18 protein-coding genes are annotated in these 22,654 nt (G+C 37.9%); 5 read left to right on the forward strand and 13 right to left on the reverse strand.

What is annotated here, in order from left to right:
- Positions 1–41: 41 nt before the first annotated feature.
- Complete coding sequence (locus tag EPA86_RS14115; protein ID WP_140604708.1) at positions 42–2,381, forward strand: Tex family protein; 2,340 nt, start codon at positions 42–44, stop codon at positions 2,379–2,381.
- Between the two features lie 244 nt (positions 2,382–2,625).
- Here the strand turns inward: EPA86_RS14115 and EPA86_RS14120 are convergent, their stop codons facing one another.
- The 5 genes from EPA86_RS14120 to EPA86_RS14140 form a co-directional block, all read right to left on the reverse strand.
- Positions 2,626–4,260 (reverse strand): methyl-accepting chemotaxis protein, encoded by a 1,635-nt coding sequence (locus EPA86_RS14120; RefSeq protein ID WP_140604710.1) that lies wholly within the window; start codon positions 4,258–4,260, stop codon positions 2,626–2,628.
- A 213-nt stretch (positions 4,261–4,473) separates the two neighbouring features.
- Entirely contained in the window at positions 4,474–5,526 is a 1,053-nt protein-coding gene (locus tag EPA86_RS14125) for a DcaP family trimeric outer membrane transporter (RefSeq protein WP_425462577.1), read from the reverse strand.
- 338 nt (positions 5,527–5,864) lie between these two features.
- Positions 5,865–7,442: a methyl-accepting chemotaxis protein gene (locus EPA86_RS14130; protein ID WP_140604714.1), complete on the reverse strand. Its 1,578-nt coding sequence runs from the start codon at positions 7,440–7,442 to the stop codon at positions 5,865–5,867.
- Between the two features lie 211 nt (positions 7,443–7,653).
- Positions 7,654–8,919, reverse strand: a complete 1,266-nt coding sequence (locus EPA86_RS14135) for an alpha/beta hydrolase (protein WP_140604716.1) — start codon at positions 8,917–8,919, stop codon at positions 7,654–7,656.
- Between the two features lie 161 nt (positions 8,920–9,080).
- Positions 9,081–11,132, reverse strand: a complete 2,052-nt coding sequence (locus EPA86_RS14140) for an alpha/beta hydrolase family protein (RefSeq protein WP_140605031.1) — start codon at positions 11,130–11,132, stop codon at positions 9,081–9,083.
- A 381-nt stretch (positions 11,133–11,513) separates the two neighbouring features.
- Between EPA86_RS14140 and EPA86_RS14145 the strand changes: the two genes are divergently transcribed.
- Complete coding sequence (locus EPA86_RS14145) at positions 11,514–12,230, forward strand: substrate-binding periplasmic protein (RefSeq protein ID WP_246058403.1); 717 nt, start codon at positions 11,514–11,516, stop codon at positions 12,228–12,230.
- Between the two features lie 80 nt (positions 12,231–12,310).
- Here the strand turns inward: EPA86_RS14145 and EPA86_RS14150 are convergent, their stop codons facing one another.
- From EPA86_RS14150 to EPA86_RS14170, 5 genes are all read right to left on the reverse strand, one after another.
- Positions 12,311–12,871 carry an outer membrane beta-barrel protein gene (locus tag EPA86_RS14150; protein WP_140604720.1) on the reverse strand — a complete coding sequence of 187 codons (561 nt, stop codon included), beginning with the start codon at positions 12,869–12,871 and terminating at the stop codon, positions 12,311–12,313.
- Between the two features lie 270 nt (positions 12,872–13,141).
- Positions 13,142–14,506: a leucyl aminopeptidase family protein gene (locus tag EPA86_RS14155; protein ID WP_140604722.1), complete on the reverse strand. Its 1,365-nt coding sequence runs from the start codon at positions 14,504–14,506 to the stop codon at positions 13,142–13,144.
- Between the two features lie 150 nt (positions 14,507–14,656).
- Positions 14,657–15,049 (reverse strand): ExbD/TolR family protein, encoded by a 393-nt coding sequence (locus EPA86_RS14160; RefSeq protein ID WP_140604724.1) that lies wholly within the window; start codon positions 15,047–15,049, stop codon positions 14,657–14,659.
- 217 nt (positions 15,050–15,266) lie between these two features.
- Positions 15,267–15,983 (reverse strand): exonuclease domain-containing protein, encoded by a 717-nt coding sequence (locus tag EPA86_RS14165; RefSeq protein ID WP_140604726.1) that lies wholly within the window; start codon positions 15,981–15,983, stop codon positions 15,267–15,269.
- Positions 15,983–17,836 carry a putative nucleotidyltransferase substrate binding domain-containing protein gene (locus EPA86_RS14170; RefSeq protein ID WP_140604728.1) on the reverse strand — a complete coding sequence of 618 codons (1,854 nt, stop codon included), beginning with the start codon at positions 17,834–17,836 and terminating at the stop codon, positions 15,983–15,985. The genes EPA86_RS14165 and EPA86_RS14170 overlap by 1 nt, the downstream gene beginning before the upstream one ends.
- 395 nt (positions 17,837–18,231) lie before the next feature.
- On the opposite strand from EPA86_RS14170, the gene EPA86_RS14175 reads away from it, so the two are divergent.
- From EPA86_RS14175 to EPA86_RS14185, 3 genes are all read left to right on the forward strand, one after another.
- Positions 18,232–18,480 carry a DUF4212 domain-containing protein gene (locus tag EPA86_RS14175; RefSeq protein ID WP_118959723.1) on the forward strand — a complete coding sequence of 83 codons (249 nt, stop codon included), beginning with the start codon at positions 18,232–18,234 and terminating at the stop codon, positions 18,478–18,480.
- Between the two features lie 2 nt (positions 18,481–18,482).
- Positions 18,483–20,219 (forward strand): sodium:solute symporter family protein, encoded by a 1,737-nt coding sequence (locus EPA86_RS14180; RefSeq protein WP_140604730.1) that lies wholly within the window; start codon positions 18,483–18,485, stop codon positions 20,217–20,219.
- A gap of 195 nt (positions 20,220–20,414) precedes the next feature.
- On the forward strand, positions 20,415–20,855 hold the full coding sequence (locus EPA86_RS14185) for a hypothetical protein (protein ID WP_140604732.1): 441 nt from the start codon (positions 20,415–20,417) through the stop codon (positions 20,853–20,855).
- Here the strand turns inward: EPA86_RS14185 and EPA86_RS14190 are convergent.
- Genes EPA86_RS14190 through EPA86_RS14200 form a run of 3 tightly spaced genes read right to left on the reverse strand, consistent with a single transcriptional unit; the run spans position 20,848 to position 22,646 of the window.
- Positions 20,848–21,732 (reverse strand): phosphotransferase, encoded by an 885-nt coding sequence (locus EPA86_RS14190; RefSeq protein ID WP_140604734.1) that lies wholly within the window; start codon positions 21,730–21,732, stop codon positions 20,848–20,850. The genes EPA86_RS14185 and EPA86_RS14190 overlap by 8 nt on opposite strands.
- 9 nt (positions 21,733–21,741) lie before the next feature.
- A complete protein-coding gene (gene pnuC / locus EPA86_RS14195; RefSeq protein ID WP_140604736.1) occupies positions 21,742–22,380 on the reverse strand; it encodes a nicotinamide riboside transporter PnuC in 639 nt (212 codons plus the stop codon).
- Positions 22,380–22,646, reverse strand: coding sequence for a hypothetical protein (locus EPA86_RS14200; RefSeq protein WP_140604738.1), 267 nt, complete (start codon positions 22,644–22,646; stop codon positions 22,380–22,382). Before EPA86_RS14200 ends, pnuC begins: the two co-directional genes overlap by 1 nt.
- Between the last annotated feature and the right edge of the window lie 8 nt (positions 22,647–22,654).

A 22,654-nucleotide genomic window follows, 5' to 3' on the forward strand; every position in this document is an offset into this window, starting at 1 on the left:
TATTTCGCTATTAAAATTAAACACCTTGGAATGTTCACTCCATGTTATCGATTGCTGAGCAAATTGCTCAAGAATTAAATGTAAAAACCACACAAGTTAATACGGCTATCAACTTATTAGATGACGGCTCTACAGTACCCTTTATTGCCCGTTATAGAAAAGAAGCAACACAAGGGTTAGATGATAGTCATTTACGTCATTTGGCACAGCGATTAATCTATTTAAGAGAGCTCGCCGATCGTCGACAAGTTATTTTAACTAGCATAAAACAGCAAAATAAATTAACCGACGCCTTACAGAAACAAATTGAGCAAGCTGATAATAAAACCCGACTTGAAGATTTGTATCTCCCGTATAAGCCTAAACGACGCACTAAAGGAAAAATTGCCAATGAGGCAGGTATTGCTCCGTTAGCCGAAGCGCTGTTAAATAATTGGCAATTAAACCCGATGATTGAAGCCAGTAAGTACCTTAATAAAGTTGCTGGCTTTGAAGATGAAAAATCAGTGCTTGAAGGGGCTAGTTATATTTTGGCTGAACAGTTTGCTGAAGATGCTAATTTACTACAGAAGTTAAGGCGACACCTGTTAAAGCAGGCGCATTTGACCAGTAAGGTCATCAAAGGGAAAGAACAATTAAGAGAGTCGGGCAAATTTAAAGATTACTTTCAGCATAGTGAACTATTAAAATCAGTACCTTCACATCGCATGTTGGCCATGTTAAGAGGTCGAAATGAAGGTGTTTTACAGTTATCACTCAATGTTGACCCTCAAAGTGAAAGCAAGAGTTATTCAAGTGCTGAGCAAATAATACTAGAGCACTTTAATTTAACATTAAGCAAGCAATCTGCTGCTGAGTTCTTAACTAAAGTGGTTCAGCTAACTTGGAAAGCAAAGCTGAGTGTAAGTTTATCTACAGAATTACTGACCCAATTACGAGAACAAGCAGAAACAGAAGCAATTAATGTTTTTGCAGGTAATTTACATGACGTATTAATGGCGGCGCCGGCGGGTGATAAATCAACTTTAGGCTTAGATCCAGGTTTACGTACAGGGTGCAAATTAGCCGTTGTCGATGAAACAGGTAAGTTACTCCATACCAGTACGATTTTTCCTCACGCTCCACAAAATCATTGGGATAAATCAGTTCGGACATTAGTTAATATCTGCAGACAATATAAAGTTGAGCTCATTGCTATAGGAAATGGTACCGGCTCTCGCGAAAGTGATAAATTAGTAGCAGAAGCGATTTCTCAATTAGATTCCAATAAACCGAACAAAGTTATAGTGAGTGAAGCTGGTGCTTCAGTATATTCTGCGTCAGAAAGTGCAGCGCAAGAATTTCCAGATTTAGATGTGTCTATTCGTGGTGCTGTTTCAATTGCAAGGCGTCTACAGGATCCCTTAGCAGAATTAGTAAAAATTGACCCTAAAGCGATTGGTGTTGGGCAATATCAGCACGATGTTAGTCAAAGCCAATTGAGTGCAACCCTTGATAATGTTGTTGAAGACTGTGTAAATGCTGTGGGGGTTGATTTAAATAGCGCCTCAGCTGCATTGCTAACAAGGGTTTCAGGCTTAAACAAAACCATGGCCAATAATATTGTTAATTATCGAGACGAATATGGGCGCTTTACCAATAGAAAGCAACTGAAAAAAGTGGCTCGCTTAGGGCCTAAAGCGTTTGAGCAAGCAGCGGGTTTTTTGCGCATTACCGCCGGTGATAACGTTCTTGATCAATCAGGAGTTCATCCTGAAACGTATCCTGTTGTTGAGAAAATTATTAGTCAATTGAATATGTCGTTAAATGAGGTTATTAACAATTCACAGCTGAGTAAAATTGATGTAAATACCTTGGCCACAGCAGAATTTGGTGTCGTTACCATTAAAGATATTATTGCCGAATTAGAAAAGCCAAATCGCGATCCAAGGCCTGAATTTAAAACAGCAACATTTGCAGAAGGGGTTAATACCGTTGCCGACTTGAAGTTAGGCATGATCTTAGAAGGTGTTGTATCTAATGTCGCTAATTTTGGTGCCTTTGTTGATGTTGGTGTTCATCAAGATGGTTTGGTACATATTTCATCAATTACCGATAAATTTGTTGAAGATCCGCGTAAGTTGGTAAAAGCAGGTGATATTGTAAAAGTGAAAGTGCTTGAAGTTGATGTAGAACGAAAGCGCATTAGTTTAACCATGCGTTTAGATGAAAAAGCTACAATGAAAACTTCATCGAATAAAAGCACGGCACCTAAACATAAAACAGTTAGCCAAAAACCAGAAAACAATAATTTAAAACAAAGAAAAAATAAGCCTAAAAAGGTTGAGAATGCAGCCATGGGCAATGCTTTTGCTGATGCCTTTGCTAAGTTAAAAAAGTAAAAGAAAAAAACTTATAAAATAGTGTTGACACCACAAATGATAATCATTATCATTTGTATCGTTGGTTGGGGCAAGTGAATGCTCTCTCACTATACTGACTAACAGCAAAGTAAGTAACTTAGTGGTTATGCTCCAGGACACATAACCACTAAGTCACCCTTTGTAGCTCTTAAGAGCAATCGATTTAAAATTTTTGATGGATGCCAGTAGGTTTATACTACTGGCTTTTTTTTGCCTAGGATTTTTAAAACTTAAATCGTCCAACGATATCAGACATTGAGTTACTGCTATCTTTTAACGATTGGCTGGCTTGAGCGAGCTGCTCTGTAGTAGCTAATGACTCATCTGTCATCCCTGCAAGGTCGTTAATACGTAAATTAACCTCATCCGCTGCTTGGCTCTGTTGTTCGGTCGCGCGAGCAATTTGAGTATTCATATCAGAAATAAGCTCCATTAAGCGATTTACTTCGGTTAATGAATCATCTGCTTTACTAGTTTGCTCGACTGTTTTTGCTGAGATATCTTGACTGACTTTTACCGCAGAAACTGCTTCTTGAGCACCTGATTGTAATTTTTGAATCATTTGCTGAATTTCATTGGTGCTTTGCTCTGTACGGTTAGCTAGGGTTCGTACTTCATCAGCAACCACGGCAAAGCCACGACCTTGTTCACCAGCTCGTGCAGCTTCAATGGCAGCATTTAATGCAAGTAAATTGGTTTGTTCTGCAATACCACGAATTACATCAAGTACTGAACCGATATTATCACTTTCTTGCGCTAAGCTAGAAACAACTTGGTTTACTCCATCGATATTATCTGAGAGAGATTCCATTTGGTTAATTGTATGAGAAATTATTTCTTTACTTGCAGAGGTATTGCTTTTAGCGTCATCGGTTGCTTGATCTGCTGAATTAGCGTTTTCACTGACTTCTCTAATTTGTGAGGTCATTTCCTCCATTGCTGTAGCAACTTGCGTGGTAATATCATTTTGCGTTTGTGTTAGGCCTTGCGCGCTTTGGCTAGCGGAAGCTACAGACTCTGATTGTGTTAACACTTGAGCTGAATTGTTCGCAACGTCAGATAAGGATTGCCGCATGGCATGAGTAAATTGATTAAAATAATTAGACAGCTTTGATATTTCGTCATGACCTGAATTATCAAGGGTTTTAGTTAGATCTCCCTCCCCATGTGCTATATCTCGCATTAATTCTGATGCGGCTCTTGTGGGTAACAAAATACTTTTACCGATGATATAACTGAGTGTGATGATGACAAGGGCAATAATTAAGCTCTTGATGATAAGCAGATTTCGTTGTTGAGAAAAAATGACATCAATATCATCAAGGTAGGTACCAGAACCGACTATCCAGTGCCAAGGTGTAAAACCCTTCACGAAACTTATTTTATCGACAGGTTCATCAAAACCAGGTTTAGCCCATTTATAAGGAACAAAACCTTCGCCTTTTGATTGAACAATGTTAACCATGTCCATAAAGAGTAAGTTGCCATCAGGATCTTTAACATCCGCAACATTCTTACCGATTAATGCTGGTTTAATAGGGTGCATTACCATTTTGGGGGTGAAGTCATTGACCCAGAAATAATTACTATCACTATAGCGTAAGCTATTAATTGCACTTAAAGCACGTTGCTGGGCTTCATCTATGGTCAACTCACCTTTTTGTTGCAAATCATAATGATGTGAAATAATAGAATGCGCAGTCTCAACTAGCTCTTTGGTTGTGCTCTTTTTTTGGTTAAATAATGATGAATAGTTTTGCGATAAACTGAAACTGTCTAAGGTAATTAACCCGATAATAATAAGAGCGACTAACATGGCCAGCCGTTGTTGAATGGTATATTTTCTTAAAAAGCTCATTGGGACCTCTCAAGCCAAAGACTATATTAAAATAGTGTAGCCTACATTCTGGTAAATACCTGCTTTATCATATCTTTTTGTAATTCTCTTATAAGTGAGTGACTGAGTTAAAATTACAATGTTCTTAGACAAAAAAAGGGGAAGCAAATGCTTCCCCAAAACAACCTCGACTAGAGGTTAACTAACGCAAGATGGTTGGTACTATTGTTAGTACTATAAAACGTATTTAGCTGAGAATTGAACGTAATCTGAATCAGCATTGGATTCTGCCATTTCAAAGTTACCTACTTCTAAACCAAACGATAATTGCTTTGTAAAATTCTTAAAGATATTAACGCCCCAATGTGAGCGATCTCTATCCGTTAGGTCAGTTTGTGTATTACCATAGAAAACTGAGCTACGCATATCTTCTGTCCAAAAATGACGATATGCGACCATAATTGATGTTGTGTCTTCAACTTCTTCACCAACCATATCTGTTGATGCGGTTACACCAACGTAGCGACCAACATTACCGCCATGTAGTTGGAAGCGGAAATCATCTTTACCAAATGTTTTGATGCGACCAGCTACCCCATAACCAAAAGCGGATTCGCTTTCGTTAGTAACACTTTTCAATTGGCGGGCTAAACCTGAAACTGATACGTTACCCCAGTCACCTTTGAAGGTGTATTTAGCAATGAAATCAGGTATTGAATCATCTTTAGTAGATTTATCACCACGATAGCCGCCATAAGTTTCTGGGTTTTCAATGGCTAATTGTAAGCCACCTAAAGTATAGCGAACTTGTCCTTGGCGAATGAAGGCTGATGCAACTAAAGGGCCGCCAAAATCAGCTGCTTCTGCTAATGAACTGGTATTTTGAAATGTTGTCCAAGTTTGACCAACAAGTACATTCTTATATTTAATAAAAGCATGGCGTAAACGCGGTTTAGAAGAGTTTGAAATAACTTCGTTACCTCCTCCGGCAATAGCGTCACCGTAAAAGTCCATTTCGATAAAGCCAGTTACGTCACCATGGACATACTTAGTATTAAAACGTGTTTCATTGACTGAAATACCAAAATTTGACTGACTATCTGTCAATACAGTACCACCACCGTACCAGTAATCTGTAGCTGCAATAGTACCATCAACATAGCGTGCATCTGCTTTTATATAACCGCCAAAGGTAATTTTGTTGTCGTCACCTAAATCAATGGTGTAACCTGCATTGGCCGCGCCAGTCATTGCAAGAAGGCCAGTAGCGAGTAATATTTTTTTCATTTTAAACATTGCTTTTCCCCATTTAATAGGCCGACGGTTACAGCGTAGTTAGCTGTTTATTACCTAAGGCCAGATTATTATTGTTTCATTACTTGTTGTTTTTAACTTTGAATAACCTGTCTAAGATCTTTATGTCTTTTCTATTTACATAGCGACAAATTAAAAATTTTTTTTATGAAAGTTTATTTTGTTCTCATTTATTCTGCTTTCGAGTTAATAAGTTAGAGCTAAAAGTGTACAAAAGGTATTAGACCTAAGTCTAAAATGAGGTGTTTAGTATGTAGACTTTAGTCGGTGAAATATTCACCAGACGTATTTAGGGAAGGTGAGTTTTTAGGTTATTTTGCTCTAAAACCAATTCTAAAACCGCCCCAATGTTTACCATTTACGAAGATGGGCGCGGAAACATCGTGCATGATTTCACCGGTATCGCGTTTGTAGGTTTGTAATAGGAACTTATCTTTATTTTTAGCACAACGTATGCCTGTAGGGTCATCAAATAATCGCTTAGTGCGATTGTTAACAACATCTATTGCAGGGTCGCCAGTTAATGGTTTAGAAAAACACTGATTATGGGTAGGGAAGTAGCCATTAATATCAACAGCACCAGCATAAATCATTTCTTTAAATTCAATTAATAAAGGTTCTTGAATTGTCGGCAAATATTGATCAGTGAATTTATCAAATCTTGTTGTATATTTAGCGGGAACTGATGAGCCTAATGGTTTGTAATTGAAATCAAATAAGGCATCTGTAGATATTTGGTTACTGATAATTTTTTCTTCAAATAAAGCACTAACATTGTTCGCAGCTTGTTGAGCTTGCTGGCACATCGTACTGATGAGTGAGCCTTCATCATGATCAGATAATTGGAGGAAAATTGCTTCAGTATTATGCGATAAACTTGCTGCTTGGGTAGATATTTTGGCAGTTTGCTCACTTTTATCAATTAAAAAGTCATGTAAGTTAACAACCGAGGAAGAAATTTCTTCGGCGGCAGTATCTTGTTCTGCTAAAGCATGACTGATTTGTTTACTGGCGTTAGAAGAGTCAGACATTAATTGATTAATTTCTTCAAACCCATCAGATAAATCAGTCATTGTCGTTACTACACAGTCTGTTTGCTCCACAATGGCACTCATAACCGTTGTTGTATCGCGGGTTTCGTCACCAATTTGTTGTAACATTTCACCTATTTTTGCAGTTGCATCAGCGGTTTTGGCTGCTAATGCTCTAACTTCATCAGCAACAACGGCAAAACCACGACCTTGCTCACCTGCTCTAGCGGCTTCTATGGCGGCATTTAACGCGAGTAAATTAGTTTGAGCAGATATACCGTCAATTACATCAGTAATACTTTGAATTTCTGCGGCTTTTGTTTCAAGAGATTGTATTTTAGTTGAGGCGCTATTAACCGCTTCATTAAGTTGGTTAACGATAGCAATATTCTCACCTAACTGTTTTGCATTTGTCGAGCTAGCTGACATTGCTTGATTAGATTGTTCAGAAGCGAGTGCAGCATTGTCATTGATTTGTTTGCTGTTAGAAGAAAGCTGACTCGCTGCAGTGGCTAATCGGTCAACATCTTCACTGGAAGTTTCGATGGCTTTACTGAGCTCTTGCAGGAAAAAGCTCACCTCTGCTGAGTTAATGGCGAGTTCGCTTGCTTGCGTAATAATAATGCTAGCTAATTGTGAATTATCACTTTCTTCTTTAATTTCTTCATCAAGTTCTTTGGGTAAAGTGCTACGAGAAAAGAACATTACTGCGAAAACTATTATCGTGCTGGTGATAAATAGGCTGGTAAGTTGCCACAGTTCGCTGGTAAAAAGGTTATGACTTAAAAAAGCAATAATGGTGACAGCAATAGCTATACCAAATGTAGAAATGAGTATTCTGCTGATATTATTGGACATAACTATCTACTCTTTTAATGCTGCCAGTCCTTGAAAGCAGCTGAATTTATTCCTTTTTACTTGTTATCTCAGCAGAATAACACTAAAAGTATAGAAATAAATGATCAGGTGATTAGACATTAGTTGTAATTTGACTGAGATCAAATTTACCCATGACTAGAAGTATAGAGGAAACTGCTAAGTTAGCTATGCTCACTTAGCAGTATTAAGCCTATTTATCTGTTGCATTAATCTTTGCGTTAATGATGTTTAGCTGCCATTGCTGCGCTTTTTGTTGCATGGCTACGACTAATGCCCTTTGATAATAATGGTGGGCGGTTTTTATATCGCCCAGATTTTCGTAGCTGTTAGCAATGCTTTTAATGTGCTCTATGACATGTTTATATTCAACTTCAACTGACTTCAATAAGGCGAGTTCAGCAGCAGGTGAGTCAAAATGACCAGCATAGCTTGCTTGCATTGAAATAAGTGAACGCTTACTTTCAGGTAGGGATTGACTTGCTTTATTAATAAACGCCGGTAGGTTTTGTTGCTTTTTCTGGCGATAATGATTTCTCATGATCGTTTTGATGCTTGCGCTTGGTAAACTTTGTTGAAAAGAAAATTTTGTCATCACTTGTAGATAATGATTAACAATATCATCTGAGGATTTCATTGTGCTTAAGTGCTTTTCAGAGATATACCAATCATTAAATAATGTTTTTAAACTATCTCTGATTGAAATAACTCCAACTGAGTTATGGTTTTCGTCAGGGTAATGTTTGAATGACCAAGTTAAGTTTGCCGGTTGAGTTAAATCGAGCACATTAATGAAGTCATATTGACCCATTTGAGTTTCATCACCCAATGAGAGAAATAACGAAACGGGATGCTCATCATCAATACTTAACTTTTTTTTAGCATGGTTAACAATCGCGTTTTCATCCAGCCATACGGAAGGGCTAATGGCGACATAGTTATTAAACGAAGTTGGTTGTTCAATAAGTGCATTTAAAACAAAGAGTCCCCCCATTGAGTGACCAACAATAGTAGAGTGCTGCGCAGTTCTATATTTTTTGTCGATATAAGGTTGTACCTCATCAGTGAGATAGGATAAGAACTTATTTGCTTGTCCTTTAACATTTTTATCGTGCAATGTTGAAATAGCATTAGGGGTCATATAGGTGCGATAACTTTGTGTTCCTTTATCGGCGATGCCTACTAAAATCACATCAGGAATCCGCTGACCTTTATTGGCGAGTAGATCAAGCATACCCGCAACAGCGTTAAAATTGTAATCGCCATCCATAAGGTAAATAACAGGATAAGTTGCTGTTTTATCAGCTTGATAGTTTTCAGGAAGAAGAATTTGCAATGCTCTTTCTTCACCTAATATTTGAGAATCAATTTCAATACGTTGGCCTAGCATATTGCCAAAAGCACTAGGGGCAGTAAAAATATATAGAAAGCAAAATGATAATAATAAACGTTTTAACATATAAGGTACTTTGGTCAGTTTTTTAGCGAGCAGCATATGTTAAATTTTGATGGCACGCAATTTAGCGAATATTATTGTACTTTTGTGTGTAGCTATAACTTGCCAATAAAAAAGCTGTCATCAGACAGCTTTTTTAATTTTATACAATGATATAACTTAAATTAACTTTCTTTTTTAGCTTTTAAGTTTTCCGCATGCGGTAGTTCATGTGCAGGCATTTCTTTACCATCATTTTTCAGGTAATGATCCATCCAGCGCATTAAGCGTAAGCTGTAGTCATATTTTGCTGCTGCTTTACGGTTACCATGACCTTCACCTGGGTAGTAAACTAAACGTACTGTTTTACCGCGAACTTTCATGTAGCGGTAAAGCTCCATTGATTGTGAAGGGTGAACACGTGGATCTTCTTTACCGTGCATAATTAGTAATGGTGTTTTAGATTGACCAACCCAATAAATAGGGCTGCGCTCTAAGTACCATTGCCATTTTTCCCAAGGGTAAGAACGAGCGTGAACTAAGTGCATTTCGTTTGAAATATCAGTAGTACCAAATTTTGATAATTGGTTAGAAATACCAACAAACATAACACTCGCTGCGAAATGTTCAGTTAATTTAGTTGCACCCCAAGCTGAAGCATAGCCACCGTATGAACCGCCAGTGATACCTACTTTCTTCACGTCAACAAGACCGATATCAACTAGGTGATTTTTTAAATCAACTAAATCATCAAATTCTTTACCTGCATAGTCGTTTTGACCTAGTTTTGAGTAATCAACGCCTTTACCTGTGCTGCCACGGTAGTTAGGGTAGAAAACCGCATAGCCATTCGCTGCGCCTAGCTGACCAGGACGTGAATATGCAGTTACCCAGCCATCCTTGTCATGACTTTCAGGGCCACCGTGTACAGACATAATTAACGGGTAACGTTTGCCTTCTTCATGGTTAAGTGGATAAACAAGTACACCACCAATTTCAACACCATCACGCGCCTTAATGGTAATGCTTTCTTGTTTAGCAAATTTAACGTCGTTTAACCATTCGTTTGAATCAGTTAAACGTGTCGTCTTTTTACCACGCAACATGAACACTTCATTTGGATGATTGGCAGTATTACCTCGTAATGCTACCGTTTTATCTGAATCTGAAATGCTTAAATTACCAGCGATGAACTTGCCACCTTTAACAACGGTTTTGTATTTAGTTAAGCTAGCTTTAATTTTGCCGACGATAGATTGCGTATCGATATTACCAATGAAGTATAATTCGTTGCGCTTATTTGCCCATTCAATGTCGCTTACATGGCCCATGAAATTTGGTAACCATTCCTTGATTTTACCTGTATTTGTTTCAGCAAGGTAAAGTCTGCCAGTCGCAGGGTCGTGCTTGTCTTGAGCACCTAAAATAGCTATGTATTGACCGTCATGAGAGAATTCAGCTGTGCCAAGCTTACCTTCAGTTGCAAAAGACGTAGTAATACTTTGCTTTTCAACGTCAACTAAGTGCCACTGTGAACGCATGTATTGATCATCGATAAGAGCACTTGGCTGTGTTTTAACCAATAAGTTCTTACCTGAAGGAGAAAAGTGAACGCCTGAAACGTAATCTTTAATATCCCACGCCGTTGGTGTTAAAGGCTTATCTGCTTTTGCTAAGTCAACAACATATAGGTATTGGTCTGTTAAATCTTCTTCATAAACTTCTGCTTTAAAGCCGAGATCTTTCAATTTTTTAATTGATTTATCTTTGGCTTTTTTCGCTAAAATAGCGACTTGTTTGTTGTCTTCGCTTAAGGTGTAATAGTTAACACTTGTGTTCTTTAAGCCGATAAGCTTCTGTGCTTCACCGCCATCTGAAGCGATTTGATATAAAGCGGTGTGTTTGTCGCCTTTCATCTTCGCTAAAAAGTAAATGAAAGCACCGTCATGTGACCATTGGATATTGCGGATATTCACTTTACCCGTGATGAAAGGGCGCTCAACACCTTTGTCATCAACTAAGTATAATTCACCCCAGTTCTTGCCGTCTTTTTCAACGTAAATTTCACGTGGAATTGAGCGAGTAAAAGCGATGCTTTCGCCGTCAGGGCTTACTTGCACTTGACCTACACTTTGTAAAGTCGCTAAGTTTTCAGCAGTAATGGTATTTTCAGCTGCTAAGGCAGAGTAACTAAGTAAGCCTAATCCTAATGCTAGGGCTTGCTTAATTGATTTCATCTTCAATTTCATTTGAGTTCCTATTCTTTGTCCTAGTAAACAATCTAATGTATTAACCATCATGTTGTAATGACCCCTTACATTAGATCACGGGAAATCCTAGTAAAGTACCCCTTGATTTTATGTGTTTTTAGCAAGCAAACCAATAAAGAATTCTAATAATTCGATAAATGGAGATAAAATTGAGACTAAATAGACATTTGTAGCCTTATGTAATAATCAACTATATAACTAGCTTGTGCTTTCATGAGAATTATTGATTTGCACTACTTAATAAGAAAACAAAGGTTTTATTTTTTAACCACTTGGTTATACTAAATTTATAAATAGCTTTTCTACAGTGGATATATGTTGAGATTTTTACAAGGAATTTTGTTTTGCATGTTGTTCAGTGCATCATTTCAACTGTTTGCAAAGCAAGAGTTAAAGATAGGTGTTGGCAATTTTCCCCCTTTTTTTGTTGAGGAAGATCAGTCTGGACTCTTTCTTGAAATTACAGAAGCTATTTTTGAAAAATTACCTGAATACCAAGTCAAATTTATTTTTATGAGTAATAGCCGCTTAGCTCATGAAATTAATTCGGGCAAATTACTGGATGTAGCATGCAATATTTTTGCTGGCTCTGAGGTCAAAGGCCACCTTTCTAAACCAATATTCAGGTATACCGATGTAGCGGTAACTCAAAAGAGCAAAAACCTTGTAATTGAGCAAGTATCTGATTTGAAAAACTTGTCTATTGCTGCATATCAAGGAGCAAAAGAGTTACTTGGCAAAGAGCTAGATATTATTGCCAAAAATAATCCTAATTATGCTGAATACTCACACCCGAAAGAGACGACTTATTTATTGGCAACGGGTAAAAAGCAAGTGCGAATAGGTGATATTAATATCTTCTTATACGACCTAACCCATAAACAATACAGCAATGGCATGAATATAAAGAGAAATGACTTTACTATTCATCGACTTTGGCCTGATGTATACAGTCATATGGCTTTTAAAGATGAAGCTTTGAGAAATACAGTTGATAAGATCATCACGGAGTTATCTACAGCAGGCGTGTTTGAACAAATATACGATAAATATCATATAAATTAGTTGTTTATCATTTGGTTCACTGATTTGTTCGCAACAAAACGAATAAATACAACGCTGGTGATTTAATCGCAAAGAAAGCTTTAAAACATATAGCTGAAATTCAAAGTATAATTTGTTGCCGCTATATCACCCATTGATAATCGCTTAGCTTCAAAAGCAAAACCAACACCATTAAAAGCACGCACTTCAAATCCAGCGGCAAATAATGCCCCGACACCATTCTCCGAAATTTTGGCGCGATATTCACCACTAAACTCAGACTGATAATAATTGGCGCCAATCTTGCCAAACATAGACCAACGATTACTTAATGGAATAGAGCCTTTTAGATTTAATAGATAGCTTTTGTATTTTATTTTCCGATAAAGATTGGTATCTGCTACACATTGTATTGCGCAACCAATACTATCCCCTTCAGATATTCCGGCATTAATAGTCCAGTTTGTATCATATTTATAACCGTAATAAATACCAGAGGAAATCTCGTTATCATCCTGCTCTATAGGTAAATCGGTAGTAATTTTACCAACGCCTAAGTTTATGCCGATGATATGATGTTTTCCAAGGGTACTTATGTTCTCGGTGGCGAAACATGGCTGCATTAACATCCATAAAAGTACAGTGAGTATAATTTGTTTCATCTATTTCCCTATTGATAAAATAATGTGCTATGAACTGGTAGCTTTTGCAGTTATTCGTTTTAGTTATCAGTTCTTAGTTACCAGATAATGGGCATTATACTAAAGACATGATAAATCGAGTGCAATACTAATTTCTTTTATAAAATTAGTTGGTTAGTTAATATGAAAGCGTTGTTATCTCAGTTTGTGCTGAGGTGGGTACAATGATAACTGGTAAAAGATAGCCGCCAATAATTATGGCGGCTTGTAGAAGGCTAAAGCGCTTTAGCTCTATTTAAAGCGCTGTTCTAGATAATCAAACACGGCGCGAACACCAAAAGCTTCACCACCTAGTGGACGACCCGATTGTTGGCGAATATTAAACGCCATTACATCAAAGTGAACCCAATCAGTATCTTTATTCACAAAGTCTTGTAAGTAAAGTGCGGCAGTAATTGCACCACCAAACGGAACCGTTGCACAGTTAGTCATATCTGCAACGGTACTTTTCAATAAGTCACGGTAAGGGGTATACAGTGGCATACGCCATACTGGGTCAGTGTTTTTGCTACCAGCTAAGGTAATACCTGCAGCAACTTCATCGCTGGTTGAGAAAAATCCAGGCAGTTCAACACCTAAAGCAACACGCATAGCGCCTGTTAAGGTGGCAAAATCTATGATTAAGTCTGGGTTATCATTTTCTGCTTCTGCTAAGGCATCACATAATACTAAGCGGCCTTCAGCATCGGTATTATCAATTTCTACACTAATTCCTTTACGTGTAACAACAACATCACCCGGGCGAAGTGCATTACCTGATACGGCATTTTCTACCGCTGGAATTAATACTCGTAAGTTAATAGGCAATTTAGTTGCCATAATTAATCGCGCTAAACCTAGAACATGAGCAGAACCACCCATATCTTTTTTCATATTGCGCATTCCGGCGGCAGGTTTTACATCTAGACCACCACTATCAAAACAAACACCTTTACCCACTAAGGTTACTTTAGGGTGGTTGGTGTCACCCCAAGTTAAATCAATCAATCGTGGTGCATGAACACTAGCGCGACCAACAGCATGAATGGTTGGGTAGTTCTGTTCTAATAATTCATCACCGATAGTGTGTTTAACATTGCCACCAAACTCATCAACTAAATCTTGTGCTGCATGTGCTAAATCTTCAGGCATCATATCGGCAGCGGGTGTGTTGACAAGATCACGGACTAAGCTCGTTGCTTGTACGTAATTGATTGCTGCGTCGACGGTTTGTTGATTATTGATAGATAATATCGGTAACGTCTTTTCATTCTTTTTGCTGAGGTATCTATCAAATTGATATGCACCTATTAACCAAGCAAAACAAATTGCTGGATGATTTTTCTCATCAGCATTTAAATGGTAGTTTCCACTAGGTAATTGATTGATTAAATCACCACAGGAAAAGTAGTGGCTAGCATCACTGACCACAAATAATGCTTGTGTTAATTCACCGGCCTCATTAGGAAAAATGGCCAAGCCATCGCCAGTGTAATTAATATTTTTTAACCAGTTTTGGCTAGCTTGATCTTGTTTTGCTAACCAATCGTTATATTCTGATTTCTCGATAACTGAAAGTGGCGTGCCTTGGCTACCTGCAATAAGTAAGTTGTTCATGAGATTCCTTTGCTAACTTGGTGTCATTTTGTATTTATAAGTATGTCTTGATTGTAACCTAAGATAGCAAAGGAAGAGCATAATTTACTCATTTCTTTTTCAATTCTAATCAACTTTTTGTTAATTATTCATGGCAGTTAAGTAGGTGAACTATTTTCCAATGGAAATAGTTAGTTGCGAGAATTGTTTTACTTGGTCAAGTACTTGAACAACATCATTATGGTTAGTATCAAACGCAGGGATAACGATGACCGAGTTGCTTTGATTTGTCGCGATGAAGCTCTCTATTCTGGCAGGAATTCGTTCTATATCTACTAAATCACCATTAAAAGTAGTGACACCTGATTCATTAATTTGAATTAACATGGCAGGCGCTGAAGGTGAATTTGATTTATTCATTTTTGGCCGGTTAACCATAATGCCTTCTTCCTTAATAAATGAGGTGGTCACAATAAAAAATATTAATAAAATGAAGACAATATCTAACATAGGGGTCATGTCTACTTGAGCATCTTGTTCGGTAGGTAATTTTCTTCTTCGCATATGTGCTTCCTTGAATTTTAATTGTAATTATTGGTAGGTATTCAACTTGTCGTTTAAAAAATAAACGACAACTTCACTATGTACGAAAGATTGCGTAGAGTCAAAATTATTTACGAATTAATTCGTAGTAATGGGTCAAAAAGACTAAAAGTAGTGATAGGAAATAAAAACACAAAGAATAGAGCTACGTTGAATAAAATAGAGCTCGAAGTGAAAGTTATAGCAAGATATCTTTAAGCGTAATTTGCTGCTTTTTACGTTGTTTACTGGTTTGGGCAAGATAAAGTTCAGCTGTAGCAATGGCATCATTTAAGGCGTTGTGCGCGTGATGTTCAGGAAGTTTATATTTATTTCTTAGGTTAGATAACCTTAATTCAGATGGGTCGTAAGCGACATCTCGCTTATCAAGCTTTCGCTTTGCAAGCACTAAAGTGTCTATCATCGGAAATGGCGGAATTACACCATAAAGTTCAAAGCAGGCTTGCTGCAAAAACTGCTTTTCAATGCGGGCAAAGTGCACCAGCATGACTTTGCCTGTTAAGGCTTTAAGAAGCGCTTCAACAACGATGCGCAGTTTTTCACCGCGATCTTTTTGCTCATCAGTGATGTGGTGAATAATTACGTTGCTTTCTTCAAGTTGTGCCTTGGTCTTGATGATTTGGTGATAGCACGAATTCAATTTAATTTGTTGGTGGTCGATTTCAACAAAACCCACACTGAGCAATTTGTCTTGTTTGGCATCAAGGCCTGTGGTTTCAAAATCAACAGATAGTATTGGTATTTGTTGAATAGGCGTCTTTAAATCAGGAAAAGGCACTGAAAGGAAATCTTTCAGTGCTCCGTCAGGTAATTTATGTAATAGCTTCTTGCGCTTAGCTTCATAGCCGATTAGCCAATTAAGTAATGCATTATTTGCGATGGTGGCACTAGTCATTAGAAACTCGATTGTCTTGCATCTTGCAACGTTTTAATGACTTTGAAGGCATCTTTTAAGTGTTCTCGTTCAAGCTTTGAAATTTCTTTTGGCGATAAATAATTATCTGGTTCTTCACCACGCATTAATTTTTGCGCTTGATGCTCAACACGTAACATGCCTAAAAATTCGTAGGCATCAATCAGGTTTTCCGCCGAAGCCTTTGTTAATGAGCGAGTGCCAGCAGCTTGTTGAATTCTTTCAATGGTGTTTACGGCACTTATACCTTCAGCAAGAGCATAAATTCGAGCTAAATCAACAACAGGCGCAATGCCATTATGTTTCAAATCGAGTGTAGCTTTGTGCTTACCATTAGGTTTTAAAACAAAGTCTCTAAAAAAGCCTAAAGGCGGCCTTAGTCCTAAAGCATTTTTCGATAAATGAGCAATAAACAAGGTACTCTTTTGTGTGCTTTTAAGCATATTTTGACGAACGTCTTCCAGTAATGTTTTATCACCGTAGATAGTATCTAAATCAAAAAAGACGCTGCTGTTTAGTAATGCTTTAGGACTTGGGGTTTCAACCCAGTCAGTAAAATAGCTTTGCCATACTTTACGTGGCTGACGCCATTTGGGGTTAGTTGCCATAATGTCGCCAGGGCAATAAATAAAGCCGCATTCTGCCAAGCCATCACAGACAAAATTGGCTAGATTCTCAAACCATGCATCATCATAGGGTTTCATGGTGTCGCATATTATAATGGCATTATCTTGATCGGAATGTGCCAGTTGCTCTTGTCTTGCTTGCGACCCTGCAGCTAACCAAGCATAAGGTACAGGGGCTTGGCCAAATTTATATTCAGCCATTTCAATAAGACGCTTGGTAAATGCCATAGTGATAGCACTAATACTTTTACCAACATGATCTGCACTACTGCCAAGTTTTGCTAAACGTATTTGTAATTTTGGTAATAAGTCACTGATTTGCTTTAACTCTTCTAAAGAGTTGGCTTTGTGGATAATGCTAGATAAATTAATAGCATTATGACCTTCATTATTAATTAAATCAGTGACACTGACCATTCCGGCAAGATTACCGTATTTAGTCACTGGTAAATGATGAATGTGTTTGGCGGTCATGGTCATCAATGCATCGTAGGCATTATTTTTAATGTCTATTGTGCACATATCTGTGGTCATTATTTCACTGATCGCTTGCTCGGTTGAGAGCCCTGCAGCAACACAGCGGCGACGAATATCTTTATCAGTGACAATACCAACAGGTTCTTCGCCATCAACGACGACTAAACAGGAATAGCCCTGTTCAGTCATTTGAATAGCGGCTTGTTGAATCGAACTAGAGCATTCTATGGTTTCTACAGGTGATTGATAAAAGTTGCTTACCGAGGTATTCATTAAGGTGGACGCCATGATGGCTTCTTCGTTCACCTTATTCATTTTATTTTTCAGTCGTTGAGCTGAGTCGTTACTGAAAAAATCGCTAATGCTAGGGAATCTTTCACCGATATCAGCTAGTACTTCAATGCTTACACTATAAACTAAGCTATCTTCATCAGTTTGAACAATATGTATTCCATCTTGTTGGGCAATATCTTCACTGCAAAATGCTGTACATAAATCACCTTCACCTAATCGGGCAATCAATTCATTACCACTTGATAAACAGCTAATGGCACCTTTTCTCAAGATGTAGAGTCTAGGGTCAGTAATACCTTGTGGTGGTAAGGCTTCATTTTTTCTGACGTAATTTATGGTTAATTCACGAACAAGCTGCGCAAGCACTTGTTTAGGTAAGCTATCAAAGGGAGGAATACTTTGTATAAAAGCTGATATTTCTGAAAGTTCAGTGTCCATAGTGCTCATTACATAGCATAGGTGAGTGACATGGATAATTTAGAGGGTTGTTATGGGTTACGCAATAGTAAATAGGGTAATTTAGACTAAAGTTGCAGTGTTTAGGTGATATAAGGGGTTGAAAAGCGTTAAGGCCAGTAAAAATAGAGTCTTAGATTGAATTAGACTGGATAAAATAATCAAGGAAAACTTTGATCTAGACTAAAGTTTAATATCTCGTTACAAGAAAGCTTGTTAGTGTCTTTTATAGTCGAAGTTGAATATGGATTTTTGCCACTGTGTCTTTTTGCACAATAAGCTCAGACAAAAATCTATATCCAGACTTTAACTAAATAATTATTACTATAAACAGCGTAATAACAATACAAAAAACGCTACGTCGCTAGGAGACTATTGTGGAAAATAAAGAAGCATATTGGCAGGAAAACCTGCGCTTGATCTTTATCTGTCTTGCAATCTGGTTTGCGGTTTCATTTGGTCTAGGTCTACTTTTAGTAGAACCATTAAATGCAATTCGTTTAGGTGGATACAAACTTGGTTTTTGGTTTGCACAGCAAGGTTCAATTTATTCATTTTTAGGTTTGATTTTTTGGTATGGCGCCAAAATGAACAAGCTTGATCAAAAATATCACTCGGAGGGCTAAGAATGGATGAGTTAAAACTTTATACTTACATCGCCGTTTTTGGTACGTTCGCGTTGTATTTTGGTATCGCTTGGTGGGCACGTGCTGGTTCAACTAGTGATTTCTATGTAGCAGGTGGTGGTATAACACCATTTCAAAATGGTATGGCAATTGGTGCCGATTGGATGTCTGCAGCGTCATTCATCTCAATGGCAGGTTTAATTGCTTTCTTAGGTTACGGTGGCTCAGTCTTCTTGATGGGTTGGACCGGTGGTTATGTATTACTAGCTATGTTACTTGCGCCATATATGCGTAAACATGGTAAGTTTACTGTACCTGAGTTTATCTCTGACCGTTATTATTCAAAAACTGCACGTATTGTGGCGGTTATTTGTTTAATCATTGCTTCAGTAACTTATGTTATTGGTCAAATGAAAGGTGTAGGTGTTGCATTCTCTCGCTTCCTAGAAGTTGATTACGATTTAGGTCTAGTCATCGGTATGGTTGTTGTTTGGGTATATGCAGTACTTGGTGGTATGAAAGGTATTACTTATACGCAAATCGCACAGTATGTAGTAATGATTTTTGCTTACACAATTCCAGCAGTGTTTATTTCTCTTCAATTAACAGGTAACCCGATTCCACAATTAGGTTTAGGTTCTACGTTAGCTGACGGTAGCGGTGTTTACTTATTAGATAAGTTAGACATGGTAGTGACTGATTTAGGCTTTAAAGAGTACACCACAGGTAACTTAGGTGGCACATTAAATATGTTCGCTTACACTATGTCACTTATGATTGGTACTGCGGGTCTTCCTCATGTAATCATGCGTTTCTTTACTGTACCTTCAGTGCAAGCGGCACGTCAGTCTGCAGGTTATGCATTAATCTGTATCGCTTTACTTTACACTGTTGCTCCAGCAGTTGGTGCTATGGCTCGTTTCAACTTAATGAACACCATTGAACCAGCAGCAGGTGAAAACCTTGTATATGACGAGCGTCCACAGTGGTTCAAAGACTGGGAAAAAACAGGTCTGTTGAAGTTTGAAGATAAAAATGGCGATGGTAAAGTTCAGTACACAGCTAATGCTGAAACTAATGAAATGGTAAAAGTTGACCGTGACATTATGGTACTAGCTAACCCAGCAATTGCTAACTTACCTAACTGGGTTATTGCTTTAGTTGCCGCGGGTGGTTTAGCTGCAGCACTTTCAACAGCAGCAGGTTTATTATTAGCGATATCCTCATCAGTATCTCACGATTTAATGAAAGGTGTTTTTGTACCTGATATGTCTGAGAAGAATGAGCTATTAGCGGGGCGTGTCACTATGACCATTGCCATTCTATTTGCGGGTTATCTCGGCATGAATCCACCAGGATTTGCTGCCGGTACAGTTGCCCTAGCATTTGGTTTAGCAGCATCAAGTATCTTCCCAGCACTAATGATGGGCATCTTCTCTAAGAAAATGTCTGGTAAAGCTGCGATAGCGGGTATGATTTCAGGTATTGGTGTAACAATGCTATACGTATTCCAACACAAAGGCATTATGTTCATCCCAGGTACATCATTCTTAGGTGATATGGGTCCTAACTGGTTCTTCGGTATTTCTCCAAATGCCTTCGGTTCAGTAGGTGCATTAGTGAACTTCGGTGTAGCATTCGCAGTATTGAAAGCAACTGGTCCAGCACCAGCGCATATTCAAGATATTGTTGACAATATGCGTATACCAACAGGTGCAGGTGCTGCACACGATCACTAAGCTAAGTGACAAATAATTCATACTCCCATTGAATTATAAAGTTTAAGGCCAGCCGACCAGAGTAACTAAGTCGTCTGGCCTTTTTATATACTAAGATAACATATTGAATAAAATACGCTTTTGTTTGTATCAATGACCTAAATTTGTTATTAATGTGATGAGTAAACGCCTAAAATTTTATAAGAAGAAAATGCGATGAATAGACATACTAAACTTGCTTTTATGGTGGCTCCTTTTTTAGCCATATTCGGTTATATTGGCGCTGACTTATATAAAGAGAATCAGGCACAAGAAACTAAATTAATACAGTTGGTCACTGAAGGACATTGTGACGTTATTAATCAAAACTGCATTCTTAGTTCGGGAGAGTTTAAGATTAATGTTTCAGATAAAGGAGGCATCACAGAAATTAACTCTACTTTCCCATTAGATAGCGCTACGTTATTTTTGGTAGATAAGAGTGATAAGATGACACCTTACCCACTAGGTATGCAAAAAAGCCCATACTATTGGCAGAGCCCTACACATTTAAGAAATGTAGCTAGTGGTAAAGGCGATAGTTATAAATTGCGCTTGATCGCTAAAATCAAAGGTGGTCAATATATTTCTGAATTTTATACGCAAACCGTTAAATAAGCTTAGTTAAAATAGAGCTATCTAGGGGTAGCTCCATTTTTATGATTTGCGTTTGTAAATTTTTCCACTGTGCCTTAGCTAAAACGGCAAACTTTTCACCATATTCTTGTTCAGTAATTCTTTTATTGTTATACCATAAACTATTGATTAAATAGCTAAACAGAAGAAAGTAGTTAATTACTTTCAGGCTGAGTGTATTCTGTGGCTTTTCTGCTAAGTACTGCTTGGTTATCGCAGTAATATGCGAGTGTGGTAATTCATTTACAGCAACGAGCATAGCAATATCAAATTCGGCAGGCGCCTTACAACTACACTCAAAATCAATTAACCAGTTACGCCCTGCTTCATCCATTAGAATATTGTTGAAATTTAAGTCACCATGACAATTGACTTGCTTGCTAGTGGCATCAGTGTTGATTTTGATGGTAGCTATTAATTGCTGAAATAGAGCAAGATGTTGCGAACTGTAGTGATTTTGCTTTGATTTGATTAAGCCGTTATAGATGGCGGTAACATCGAGAGGTTCACAGGGAACAGAGAGTTGATGAAATCGAGTCATCAATGTTACTGCATTGCTAATACTATCCACTAGTGGCTGCGTTGTTTGGTATATATCTTTGCTGCGAATAAACTCGCTAATTAACCAGTGCTTATCACGATAAATAATTCGAGGGCTCAAATTTTCTTTAGCGGTAATTTGGCTAATGGCAAATTCGTCACTTAGGTATGGCTGCGCCACATATTTAGCGAAATAGTGCTTGTGATCAGCAAAGACCCGATAACTTGGCTGACTTAAGCCTGTTGTGATGGGGTCAATCTGTTCAACTACAGTAAAACAAGGGAGTTGTTGCAGCTGTGCTAAGTATTTATCTGGCATTTTTATTTGCTAATTTTCACCTAAAATAGCTGGCTCTAGTGTTATTTTTTTGTGTTGATATTGCTTGCGCCAAGCTAGATAGCCATATCCAGCAATCACTACATAAATAACAAAAAGTACGGCTGTTGGCAGGAGTGATTTTTCGATATAAAGATAAATGGACACTAGATCGATCACTATCCAATACAGCCAGTTCTCTAATACTTTTTGCGTCACTAAATAAGTGGCAAATACCGCATAAACGGTAGTGAAGGTATCTAAGTAGGGAAAGGCCGCTGGCGTATAATTAGCCATGAAATAGCCGAGTGCGCTAGCTATTACAGCTAAGATTAAGCAAGCTTTTATATGCCAGCTTAGTTGCCAAGAAACGATAGCTAGTGCCGTATCACTATCATTGTTATTGCTAGGTTTTTGTTGCCAGCACCAATAACCATAGACCGCCATGACTAAGTAATAGCCATTTAAGGCACTATCCATTAAGAGCAATACGTCGTAAAAAATATAGGTATACAAAGCAGTGCTGATAAATGCGGCTGGCCAGCACCATAAAGAGCCTTTAGCCGCTAAAATCACATAGGCTAGCGCTAACAGCATGGCTGTTAGCTCTAGCAAGGGCAAATTAGTGAAGTAATTAAGTATTTCCGACATTAACTTTCCGCTTCTACGTGTGAGCGATCACCATTAATAAATTTGCAGACAAACACGGCAGCATCAAGCTTTTCATGAACTAGCTTGATTTCTTCCATGACATGTTTGACGGCTAAGTCATAATCACCAAATACTTGTGTACTCATGCCGTTGGTAACTACCTTTAAGCCGTCAACTTGACGTAATCGTTTAATAAAAGCCCAGATTTCGGACTTGAATTCCTGCTCTGCTAGTGGATACAAACTTAATTCAATGGAGATGTTCATCAGTTCAC

The organism is Litorilituus lipolyticus (assembly GCF_006439335.1).
Classification (GTDB): Bacteria; Pseudomonadota; Gammaproteobacteria; order Enterobacterales; family Alteromonadaceae; genus Colwellia; species Colwellia lipolytica.